This is a genomic window from Streptomyces sp. LaBMicrA B280 (assembly GCF_049222185.1).
Classification (GTDB): domain Bacteria; phylum Actinomycetota; class Actinomycetes; order Streptomycetales; family Streptomycetaceae; genus Streptomyces; species Streptomyces murinus.
Genome location: NZ_JBMJCT010000025.1, coordinates 78,794 through 89,993, shown reverse-complemented (window position 1 = coordinate 89,993; position 11,200 = coordinate 78,794). Strand labels below are relative to the sequence as shown.

The 11,200-nt window shown below is 72.4% G+C and carries 9 protein-coding genes; 2 read left to right on the top strand and 7 right to left on the bottom strand.

Annotated features, from left to right (window positions below; all coding sequences use genetic code 11):
* Nucleotides 1-508 precede the first annotated feature (508 nt).
* Nucleotides 509-1,321 carry a pyrroline-5-carboxylate reductase gene (gene proC / locus ACLF5H_RS22640; RefSeq protein ID WP_421677839.1) on the bottom strand — a complete coding sequence of 271 codons (813 nt, stop codon included), beginning with the start codon at nt 1,319-1,321 and terminating at the stop codon, nt 509-511.
* Between the two features lie 263 nt (nt 1,322-1,584).
* Here proC and ACLF5H_RS22635 point away from each other — a divergent pair, with 263 nt between their 5' ends.
* Nucleotides 1,585-3,495, top strand: a complete 1,911-nt coding sequence (locus ACLF5H_RS22635; protein ID WP_421677838.1) for a lamin tail domain-containing protein — start codon at nt 1,585-1,587, stop codon at nt 3,493-3,495.
* A gap of 81 nt (nt 3,496-3,576) precedes the next feature.
* Here ACLF5H_RS22635 and ACLF5H_RS22630 read toward each other — a convergent pair whose 3' ends face one another.
* The 5 genes from ACLF5H_RS22630 to ACLF5H_RS22610 all read right to left on the bottom strand — a co-directional run bounded on the left by ACLF5H_RS22630 (nt 3,577) and on the right by ACLF5H_RS22610 (nt 6,945).
* A complete protein-coding gene (locus ACLF5H_RS22630; RefSeq protein ID WP_421677837.1) occupies nt 3,577-4,350 on the bottom strand; it encodes an ABC transporter permease in 774 nt (257 codons plus the stop codon).
* Nucleotides 4,347-5,150, bottom strand: a complete 804-nt coding sequence (locus tag ACLF5H_RS22625) for an ABC transporter ATP-binding protein (RefSeq protein WP_421677845.1) — start codon at nt 5,148-5,150, stop codon at nt 4,347-4,349. Before ACLF5H_RS22625 ends, ACLF5H_RS22630 begins: the two co-directional genes overlap by 4 nt.
* 60 nt (nt 5,151-5,210) lie before the next feature.
* Nucleotides 5,211-5,987, bottom strand: a complete 777-nt coding sequence (locus ACLF5H_RS22620) for a class I SAM-dependent methyltransferase (protein ID WP_421677836.1) — start codon at nt 5,985-5,987, stop codon at nt 5,211-5,213.
* 52 nt (nt 5,988-6,039) lie between these two features.
* A complete protein-coding gene (locus ACLF5H_RS22615; protein WP_421677835.1) occupies nt 6,040-6,546 on the bottom strand; it encodes an EamA/RhaT family transporter in 507 nt (168 codons plus the stop codon).
* 144 nt (nt 6,547-6,690) lie between these two features.
* Nucleotides 6,691-6,945: an SH3 domain-containing protein gene (locus ACLF5H_RS22610; RefSeq protein WP_421677834.1), complete on the bottom strand. Its 255-nt coding sequence runs from the start codon at nt 6,943-6,945 to the stop codon at nt 6,691-6,693.
* Nucleotides 6,946-7,090: 145 nt separating this feature from the next.
* Between ACLF5H_RS22610 and ACLF5H_RS22605 the strand changes: the two genes are divergently transcribed.
* Nucleotides 7,091-9,205, top strand: a complete 2,115-nt coding sequence (locus tag ACLF5H_RS22605) for a protein kinase domain-containing protein (protein WP_421677833.1) — start codon at nt 7,091-7,093, stop codon at nt 9,203-9,205.
* 82 nt (nt 9,206-9,287) lie between these two features.
* On the opposite strand, the gene ilvD is transcribed toward ACLF5H_RS22605, so the two are convergent.
* Nucleotides 9,288-11,141 (bottom strand): dihydroxy-acid dehydratase, encoded by a 1,854-nt coding sequence (gene ilvD, locus ACLF5H_RS22600; protein ID WP_421677832.1) that lies wholly within the window; start codon nt 11,139-11,141, stop codon nt 9,288-9,290.
* Nucleotides 11,142-11,200 lie beyond the last annotated feature (59 nt).

The window sequence follows — 11,200 nt, the reverse complement described above, 5'->3', positions numbered from 1 at the left end:
CAACATATCTGGCGTTGACTTTTGGCACGCTGTTGAGTTCTCAAGGAACGGTCGCTTCCTTTGTACTCACCCTCTCGGGCTTTCCTCCGGGCTTCCCTTCGGTGTTTCCGACTCTATCAGATCTTTCCGATCCGATTTCCTCGGTGCTTTCCAGGTTCTCGCTTTCGCGTTTCCCTTTCCGGCGGTTCCGACTCTATCAGATCCTTTCGGCGTCTGACCCCCAGTCAGCGGGGCTTGTCTTCCCGGCCGTTGGGCCGTTCCGACGAGTGAGACATTAGCGGATTCCCGGCTCCCGAGCTAATCGGGGGCCTCGTTCTTTCGAACGCGGATTCCTCATTTCGCAAATACACACGCCAAAGTGTTCGACGCCGAGGCGTCGGATGGGGTGGTGCTCACGGAATGGCTGTCCGGGGACCGACCGGAGTCGGCGCTCACGTCGGACAACTCGGAGTACCTTACGGATCCCCCCGAGGCGTGTCAACTGCCGACCGGTCCCTCCCGGTCAGGGTCAGTCCTTCGTGCCGGAGGCCAGCTCGCGGCTGCGGTCCCGGGCGGCTTCCAGGGCGGCGATGAGGGCCGCGCGGACGCCGTGGTTCTCCAGCTCGCGGATGGCGTTGATCGTCGTACCGGCGGGAGAGGTGACGTTCTCCCGGAGCTTCACCGGGTGTTCGCCGCTGTCGCGGAGCATCACGGCGGCGCCGATGGCGGACTGGACGATCAGCTCATGGGCCTTGTCGCGGGGCAGCCCGAGCAGGATGCCGGCGTCGGTCATGGCCTCGACCAGGTAGAAGAAGTACGCCGGGCCGGACCCGGACAGGGCGGTGCACGCGTCCTGCTGGCCCTCGGGCACCCGGAGCGTCTTGCCGACGGCGCCGAAGATGTCCTCGGCCGTGGCCAGGTGCTCCTGGGTGGCGTGGGTGCCGGGGGAGATGACGGACATGGCCTCGTCCACGAGGGCCGGGGTGTTCGTCATGACGCGGACCACCGGGGTGCCCTGGGCGAGGTGCTCCTCCAGGAAGGCGGTCGGGATGCCCGCGGCGCCGCTGATGACCAGGCGGTCGGCGGGGATGTGCGGGGCCAGTTCGTCGAGCAGGGCGCCCATGTCCTGCGGCTTGACCGTGAGGATCAGCGTGTCGGCGGACTTGGCGGCCTCGGTGTTGCCGACCGGGGTGACGCCGTGACGGGCGCGGAGCTCTTCGGCGCGTTCGGGACGGCGGGCGGTGACGAGGAGGTCCTCGGGCGCCCAGCCGGCTCGGATCATTCCGCTGAGCAGGGCTTCGCCGATCTTGCCGGTGCCGAGTACTGCGACTTTCTGGGTCATGCGGTTCAGTCTGGCACCGGGGGTGTCCGGCCGGGGCGTATGTCCGGTTGGCGGAACGTTCGCGGTGCGCCTCGCTCGGACGGCGGCCGGGCGGCGCCCCGGGGATGCGCGTCTGACGTTCCGGTGGCCAGCAGGTGGCATTCAGCCCGCGTACACACTGTCTCAAGGTGGTGCCGCCAGAGTCCCGCCTCGTGTCTACTTCACCCTCGCGTCCCGGCGTCGCCTCCGTGTGCGCCGCTGCCTTGACGCTCTCAGGACTGCTCGTGACAGGGGTGGTCGCCGCTCAGCCCGCGGCCGCCGCGGACCCGGCCGGCTACCAGAACGTTCGGATCAACGAGGTCACCTCGTCGAACAGCGACACGGTGGAGCTGTACAACACCGGTTCGAGCGCGGTGAGCATCAGTGGCTGGAAGGTGTCCGACGACAGCTTCTCGCCGCAGTCGTTCAGCCCGTCCGCCGGGACCGTGCCGGCGCACGGCTTCGTCACCTTCGACTCGCCCAAGGGGCTGGGCGACTCGGACAAGGTGGTGATCTACACCTCCGGCGGCACGGTGGTCGACCGCGTCGAGTGGGCGACCGGCAAGGCGAAACCGGCGATGGCGCGGTGCGGCGGCGACGGCACCGGCGCGTGGGTCACCACGACCTCGGCGACCACCTTCGGCACGGCGAACGCGCCGGGCTGCCCCGCGCCGCTCCCGGCCGCGAGCCAGGTGCGGATCAACGAGGTCACCTCGGACGGCGCGGACACCGTGGAGCTGTACAACGGCGGTTCGAGCGCGGTGAGCATCGGGGCGTGGAAGTACGTGGACAGCGACACCGGCCACTCCGCGGCCTCGGTCTCGTCCTCCTCGCCGAGCACCACCAGCGTCCCGGCGGGCGGCTACGCGACGTTCGACTCGACGCTCGGCCTCGGCGACAACGACTCGGTCTTCCTCACCGACGGCAACGGAAACACCGTCGACTCGGTGACCTGGGCGACCGGTGGCGCCAAGCCGTCGGACGAGCGCTGCGCCAATGGCACCGGCACCTTCCAGACCGCCACGACCGCGACGCTCGGCGGCGCGAACTCCTGCTCCGGCAGCGGCGGTGGCGGTGGCGGTGGCACCGGCGGCGGCGGTCGGCTGCTGGGCGGCGGCGGCTCGCTGACCAGCGGCTGCACCCCCGAGGCACCCACCGGTACGGCTGCCACCCCGGCCGGTACCGCGGCGTGGCCGGGCGGCCTCGACGTCACGATCGCCGACAACGTCTGCGCGTTCACCACGTCCACCGGCCCCGAGGGGCGTGATGTGAGCGGGCTGGCGTTCGACCCGGCGAACCCGTCGGTGCTGTGGGCCGCCAAGAACAAGAACTGGCTGTTCAAGCTGGTCAAGAGCAACGGCAAGTGGATCCCGGACGCGTCGTGGAGCGCGACCGGCAAGCAGATCCGGTTCCTGGGCGGTTCCGGCGAGCCGGACTCCGAGGGCCTGACGGTCGGCGCCGACGGGCACCTCTACGTGACCTCCGAGCGCGACAACACCAAGAACACGGCCCCCAAGGACACGATCATGGAGTTCGACCCGGCGGCCGGCGGCTCGACGCTCACGCCGGTCCACCAGTGGGACATGACCTCGCAGTTCCCGCAGCTCGACACCGGCAGCAAGGACGACGCCAACCTGGGCTTCGAGGGCGTCGCCTATGTGCCGGACAGCTGGCTGACCGCGAACGGCTGGGTCGACCCGCTGACCGGCGCCGCCTACAACCCGGCGAACTACCCGCTGCACGGCTCGGGCCTGTTCTTCGCCGGTCTGGAGTGGGACGGCACGCTGCACGCCTACGGCCTGAACTCCGACGGTACGTTCACCACGTTCGGCACGATCTCCACCGGCAAGTCCTCCGTGGTGGACGTGACCTTCGACGCCGGTACCCAGCGCATCGTCGCCACCTGCGACAACGCCTGCGGTGAGACGCACACCTTCCTGAAGGTCAACGCCTCCGGCGCGATCGTCCCGGACGTGACCTACACGAACCCGGCCGTCATGCCGGTCGACAACCTGGAGGGCTTCGCCCTCGCGCCCACCTCGACCTGCGTCAGCGGCTCACGCGAGGCAGTCTGGGCCGACGACGGCAGCTACGGCTTCGGCTCCGGGAGCTCCTCGTACGGCCACGCCCTCTACAGCGGCACCTTCCCCTGCTGAACCCCCGCGGCACCGAGGCTCCCGGCGGACGGGGTGGCGACCAGGGCCACCCGCTGACCGCCGGGAGCCTTGTCGTACCGGTCATGGCGTCCGGCGTCGTAGCGTCGCCGCGCCCAGGGTCAGGACCAGCAGGGCGCAGCCGGTCACGATCAGGGCGTCCCGGGCGAAGGCCGGGGTCATGTCGCGGTGGTGGAGGAGCTGGGCCATGGCGTCCACGGCGTAGGACATGGGCAGGACGTCCGAGACGGCGCGGAGGACGGGGTGCATGGCGGAGCGGGGGGTGAAGAGGCCGCAGAGGAGGAGTTGGGGGAAGATCACGGCCGGCATGAACTGGACCGCCTGGAACTCCGAGGCCGCGAAGGCCGAGACGAAGAGGCCGAGGGCCGTGCCGAGCAGGGCGTCCAGGAGGGCGACGAGCAGGAGCAGCCACGGTGAGCCCATGACGTCGAGGCCGAGCACCCAGACGGAGAGGCCGGTGGCGAGGGCCGACTGGAGGATCGCGAAGGCGCCGAAGGCCAGGGCGTAGCCGGCGATGAGGTCGGCCTTGCCGAGCGGGAGGGCGAGCAGGCGTTCCAGGGTGCCCGAGGTGCGTTCGCGCAGGGTGGCGATGGAGGTCACCAGGAACATCGTGATCAGCGGGAAGATCCCGAGCAGCGAGGCGCCGAGGGTGTCGAAGGTGTGCGGGCCGCTGTCGAAGACGTAGCGCAGGATGACCAGCATCAGGCACGGGACGACGATCATCAGCGCGATGGTGCGGGGGTCGTGCCGCAGCTGGCGCAGGACGCGGGCGGCGGTGGCGAGGGTGCGGGCGGGGCTGAGGGCGGCCGCGGGCCGGGGGGCCGTCGTCGGGTTCATCGGGTGCGCTCCTTGACGTTCTCCTCGGTGCGGGCGGCCGCGCCGGCCTCGTCGACCAGGTGCAGGAAGGCGGCCTCGACCGTGTCCGTGCCGGTGCGGGCGCGCAGCGCCTCGGGGGTGTCGTCGGCGAGGATCGCGCCCTCGCGCATCAGCAGCAGGCGGTCGCAGCGCTCGGCCTCGTCCATGACGTGGGAGGAGACGAGGAGGGTGGTGCCGCGGGTGGCGGCGAGGTCGTGGAAGAGCTGCCACAGGTCGCGGCGCAGTACGGGGTCGAGGCCGACGGTCGGCTCGTCCAGGACCAGGAGTTCGGGGGTGCCGAGCAGGGCGACGGCGAGCGAGACGCGGCTGCGCTGACCGCCGGAGAGGGAACCGGCGAGGGCGTCCGCGCGGGTGGTGAGGTCGACGTCGGCGATGGCCCGGGTGATGTCCGCCCGGCGGCGGTCGGCGGCGGCGCGCCCGGGGTCGAGGACGGCCGCGAAGTATGCCAGGTTCTGGCGGACGGTCAGGTCCGCGTAGACGGAGGGTGCCTGGGTGACGTAGCCGACACGGGTGCGCAGGGCGGGGTGGCCGGCCGGGCGGCCGAGGACGTCGAGGGTGCCGGTGACTTTGGCCTGGGTGCCGGCGACGGCGCGCATCAGCGTCGACTTGCCGCAGCCGGAGGGGCCGAGGAGGCCCGTGATCCGGCCGGGCGGGACGGTGAAGGAGAGGTCGTGCAGGACGGGGCGGGGGCCGCGGACGACGGTGAGGTGGTCGGCGTGGATGGCGGCGGGTGGGGGCGGGGCCGGCGACACATAATTCATCACGCGATGAATAATCTGCGCGGTGCGGTGGGGCGTCAAGGGCCGGGGGCCCCTCTCCCGTCACCGCTTCCTGGCGACCAGGAGGAGTACGTCGTACGTCTCCTCGACCACCCCGTCGGGGAAGACCCGCTGGAGATGGGTTCGCTCCTCGGTCAGGAAGGCGTCGCGGGCGGGGGCGTCCATGACGAGGTAGTGGGAGTGGCTGGCGAGGTTGGCCAGATGGGTGCCGAGGGAGACCCGGCGGCTCCAGCGGAGCTTGTGGCGGGCGAAGTCCAGGCGGCCGCTGGGGTCGGCGAGGTCCAGGCGCTCGTCGGCCTTGTGGCGCCGCTCGGCGGGGTCGAAGCCGAAATGGCGGGCCTCGCGGGCGTCGGCCTGTGCGATCCACTCCACGTCGAGGGCGCTGGTGTTCCACCACAGCGCCAGCGCGCCGCCCGGGCGCAGGACGCGCAGCGCCTCCGGCACCGAGTGGGCGGGGTCGGTCCAGTGCCAGGACTGGGCGTAGGTGAGGAGGTCGAGGGTGGCGTCGGCGAGCGGGAGGGCGTCGCCGTTGCCGCGGACCAGGGGGATGTCCGGGTTGCCGCGGCGGAACTCGGCGGCCATGCCCGCGCCGGGCTCGACCGCGAGGACGTCCGCGCCGCGGGCGTGCAGCAGGCTGGTGGAGATGCCGGTACCGGCGCCGACGTCCGCGACCCGCGCGCCGGTCAGGGGCCGGTCCGCCGCCTGCTCGATGGTGTCGAAGAGGGCGGGCGGGTAGGAGGGGCGGTTGGCCGCGTACTGGGCGGCGGCCGCGTTGAAGGAGTGGGCGCGGGCGGGGTCGGCGGGTCGCGTGGTCGTCATACGGCCATGGTCGCCGGTGGCCGCCGCGCAGGGCGGCGGCTTTGCCCGAGTTCTAGCGGCGGCGCTTCTTCTTCGAGGGGTTGCCCGAGCGGCGGGTGGTCCGGGCGGCGTGTTCGGCGCGGGCCTTCTCGTACTCCTCGCGGTGCAGCTTCTCGCCCGGGGCCTCGGTGAGGGAGCGGACGAAGTAGGCGGCGAGGGTGCCGACGAACCCGATGGCGAGCAGTCCGCGCAGGGACGCCTGGCGCTGCGGGTCCTGGCGCTTGCCGAAACCGGCCAGGGTGTTGCCGAAGGCGAGCGCGGTGCAGATCGCGAACATGGCGACGACCAGGACGATCACGAAGGCGCCGGAGTCGGCGATCTGGAGGCCCTGGTAGGCGAAGCGCAGCACCAGGGCGGAGGCGATCGCGGCGACGAGGGAACCGGCGGCGACACCGGCGCGGCGGACCGCGTAGCCGTCGTCGTGGTGCACCCAGGACGTGCCGAAAAAGCGCAGGGGCTCGGGCCGGGGCCCACCCACGGGTTCCTCCGGGGCGCCCGGGGCGCCGGTTTCGTCGCTCACGGGACGATTATGGCGCCGCCGGGCGGCGGACTCGCGGGCGGGTACGGCGGCGGGCCCGGGCTCGGGCCGGGACACGGACACGGATACGGGCACGGATACGGATACGGGGACGGGCGCGGATACGGGCACGGCGGGATCAGGGCCTCAGCCGCAGCGGTCCGCCACGAAGCCGTCGCTGCCCGTGTGGACGTACGCGTCCGCCACGAACTCGCCGTCGCTGATGTTGTCCCAGATGTCCGAGGTGCCGTACGTGCCGGCGACCTTGGTGCCCGTGGTCTGGCAGTAGATCGGGACCTTGGCGCCCTCGGGGAGGGTGCGGGTGATGCCGTAGCTGGTGCCGGGGCCGCTGCGGACGTTGACGCGGACGCCCGGGGCGACGGAGTAGTAGCGGACGGACATGCGGAATCTCCCCCGTGAAGCCCGCCGGAAGGCGGGGATCGTCGAATGCGAACGGAGGTTAGCAAGCCGCCTCGGTCTCGTACGAGCCATCGACTAGGCTCCGTGCGTCGCGCGCGGACGAGGAGCACGGGGGGCGGTCCAGTCGATGACGCCACAGCGCAGCACCGGAGCGGGCGCGGAAGCCGATATGCCCGAGTACGCCGGGCACTACCACCTGGAGTCCCGGCTGGGCTCCGGCGGCATGGGAGTGGTCCACCTCGCCCGCAGCACGTCCGGGCTGCGCCTCGCCGTGAAGGTCGTCCACGCGGAGTTCGCGCGGGACCGGGAGTTCCGGGGCCGGTTCCGGCAGGAGGTGGCCGCGGCGCGCCGGGTCAGCGGTGCCTTCACCGCGCCCGTGGTGGACGCCGACCCGGAGGCCGCCCGCCCCTGGATGGCCACCCTGTACATCCCCGGCCCGACCCTCTCCGAGCAGGTGAAGGAGCACGGGCCGCTGGACGCCGGGCAGTTGCGGCGGCTGATGGCGGGGCTCGCGGAGGCGCTGCGCGACATACACCGCGTGGGCGTGGTGCACCGGGATCTCAAGCCGAGCAACGTGCTGCTCGCCGAGGACGGCCCGAAGGTCATCGACTTCGGCATCTCCCGGCCCAAGGACAGCGAACTGCGCACGGAGACGGGCAAGTTGATCGGCACGCCGCCGTTCATGGCGCCGGAGCAGTTCCGCCGGCCGCGCGAGGTCGGTCCCGCCGCGGACATCTTCGCGCTGGGCTCGGTGCTGGTGCACGCGGCGACCGGGCGGGGGCCGTTCGACTCCGACAGCCCGTACGTCGTCGCCTATCAGGTCGTCCACGACGAGCCCGATCTGTCGGGGGTGCCGGCGGGGCTCGCGCCGCTCATCGAGCGCTGCCTCGCCAAGGACCCGGACGAGCGGCCGACACCGGACGAGCTGATGCGCCAACTGCGGTCGGTGGCGGCGTCGTACGACACCCAGGCGTTCATACCGGCACAGCGGAAGGCGAGTTCGGGGGGTGCCGAGAGCAAGGACGTGGCGGCGGCGGTCCCGGGGGGCGCCGGGAAGGCGCCGTCGAGGTGGCGTGCCGTACGGCCGGGACGCCTCGCCGCGGTCGCGGCCGGGGTGCTCGCGCTGGTCGTCGGCGGGGCCCTCGCCGGTGTGCGGCTGCTCGGTGACGACACCCCCGCGGCGAAGGATCCGCACACGACGGCGGTCGGGTTCGCGGGGTGGCGTACGAAGCCGGTCGCCGGGCAGAGCGACGCGCCCCGGTGCGCCTTCGGGGCGGGCAAGGTGCTGTGCGCCGGGGCGGGGCAGGCGTACGCGCTCGATCCGCGCGGTGGGCGGGTGCTGTGGCGGCACCCCTTCACGGGGGCGCGCTGGAGCGCGGCGCCCGCGGTGTCGGGCGGCCTGGTGCAGGTGCGCGACGAGGCCGGGGACGTGGTGGCCCTCGACCCGGACACCGGCCGTACGCACTGGCGGCACGCCCTGCCCACGGGTGCCGGGGCGCAGTACACGGACGGGACGCTGCTGATCACCGCGGCCGACGGCACGGTCACGGCGGTGGACAGCGCGTCGGGCCGTACCCGCTGGAGCCACCGGCTGCCCGGATCCGGCCGGCCGAACGTCGACACGTATCCGGGCAGCGGCGCCGCCCTCGCCTCGACCGCCTCCGCCGACGGGCGCAGCACCCGGGTCCTCGCGTTCGAGCCGCGGACCGGCGCGGTGCGCTGGGACACCGTGCTGACCGGGCTGCTGCGGCCGGTCGGGGCCACGGACGGCACGGTGTTCCTCGTGTCCGCCGACCCGGTCTACGGCGACACGGACGCGGTGGTGCGTTACGACGCCGCGACCCGGGCCGTGCGCCGGGTGACGCTGCCCGCGCCCCGGCCGGACGTGCACGCCGTCGTGCGCGCGGGCGTGGTCTATCTGCTGGACGTCAACGGTGGCCTGGACGCCGTGGACACCGCGGCCGGGAAGCGGCTGTGGCACCTGGAGACCTCGGTGAGCCGGGGCTCGGCGCTGGTCGCCGGGGACCGGTACCTGTACTTCTCCGCCGGTGACGGGCGGCTGCTCGCCGTGGACGCGCGGGCCGGGCGGCTCGCGGGGCAGACCCCGGCGCGGCCGGGGGACGGCACGGCACGGATCGCGGCGCTGCGGGCCGCTCCGGTGCTCGTGGCGCCGCAGGTGTTCGGCTCCGCTCCCGACGGATCGGTGTTCGCGCTCGACGGGCGGGACCCGTCGGCCTGGTGAGCTGCTGAAACGATCCCGCGCGTACGGCGAAGGGGCCGCTCCCCGCGGGGGCGGCCCCTTCGTCATGACGGCAGGACGGCGGTCAGCCCAGCTTGCTCACGTCCCGCACCGCGCCCTTGTCCGCGCTGGTCGCCATCGCGGCGTAGGCGCGCAGCGCGGCGGTGATCTTGCGGTCGCGGTTCTTCGGGGCGTGGGCGCCGTCCAGGGCCTGCTCGCGGCGGGCCAGTTCGGCGTCGTCCACCAGCAGTTCGATGGAGCGGTTCGGGATGTCGATGCGGATCCGGTCGCCGTCCTCGACCAGGGCGATGGTGCCGCCCGAGGCCGCCTCCGGGGAGGCGTGCCCGATGGAGAGGCCCGAGGTGCCGCCGGAGAAGCGGCCGTCGGTGATCAGCGCGCAGCTCTTGCCGAGGCCGCGGCCCTTCAGGTACGAGGTCGGGTAGAGCATCTCCTGCATGCCGGGGCCGCCCTTGGGGCCCTCGTAGCGGATGACGACGACGTCGCCCTCCTTGACCTCCTGGGTGAGGATCCGCTGGACGGCCTCCTCCTGGGACTCGCAGACCACGGCCGGGCCCTCGAAGGTCCAGATCGACTCGTCCACGCCGGCCGTCTTGACCACGCAGCCGTCGACGGCCAGGTTGCCGCGCAGCACCGCGAGGCCGCCGTCCTTGGAGTAGGCGTGCTCGGCGGAGCGGATGCAGCCGCTCTCGGCGTCGTCGTCCAGGGACTCCCAGCGCTCGGACTGGGAGAACGCCTCGGCGGAGCGGACGCAGCCGGGCGCCGCGTGCCACAGCTCGACGGCCTCGGGGGACGGGGAGCCGCCGCGCACGTCCCAGGTCTTGAGCCAGTCGGCGAGGGAGGGGCTGTGCACGGCGTGCACGTCCTCGTTCAGCAGGCCCGCGCGGTGCAGTTCGCCGAGGAGGGCGGGGATGCCGCCGGCGCGGTGCACGTCCTCCATGTAGTACGTACGGTTCTTGCCCACGTTCGGCGCGACCTTGGCGAGGCAGGGGACGCGGCGCGAGACGGCGTCGATCTCCTCCAGGCCGAAGGCGACGCCCGCCTCCTGGGCGGCGGCCAGCAGGTGCAGGATCGTGTTGGTGGAGCCGCCCATCGCGATGTCCAGGGCCATGGCGTTCTCGAACGCCTGGAAGGTGGCGACATTGCGGGGCAGGACGGTCTCGTCGTCCTGCTCGTAGTAGCGCCGGGTGACGTCCATGACGGTGCGGGCGGCGTCGACGTAGAGCTGCTTGCGCGCGGTGTGGGTGGCGAGGACAGAGCCGTTGCCGGGCAGGGAGAGGCCGATGGCCTCGGTCAGGCAGTTCATCGAGTTGGCGGTGAACATGCCGGAACAGCTGCCGCAGGTCGGGCAGGCGTTCTCCTCGATGCGCAGGATGTCCTCGTCGGAGACCTTGTCGTTGGCGGCTTCCGCGATGGCGTCGATCAGGTCGAGGGAGCGCACGGTGCCGTCGACCAGGGTGGCGCGGCCGGCCTCCATGGGGCCGCCGGAGACGAAGACCGTCGGGATGTTCAGGCGCAGGGCGGCCATCAGCATGCCCGGGGTGATCTTGTCGCAGTTGGAGATGCAGACCAGGGCGTCGGCGCAGTGGGCCTCGACCATGTACTCCACGGAGTCCGCGATCAGGTCGCGGGAGGGCAGCGAGTAGAGCATGCCGCCGTGGCCCATGGCGATGCCGTCGTCCACCGCGATGGTGTTGAACTCGCGCGGGATGCCGCCCGCCTCGGTGATCGCCTCGCTGACGATCCGGCCGACCGGCTGGAGGTGGGTGTGGCCCGGCACGAACTCGGTGAAGGAGTTGGCGACGGCGATGATCGGCTTACGGCCGATGTCCGCGCCGGGTACACCGGAGGCACGCATAAGGGCGCGGGCGCCCGCCATGTTGCGGCCGTGGGTGACTGTGCGGGACCTCAGCTCGGGCATCGTCGCTCGCTCCTCGATGAACAGTTCTGGCTTTCTTCGAGCCTACGCCGACGCTCCAA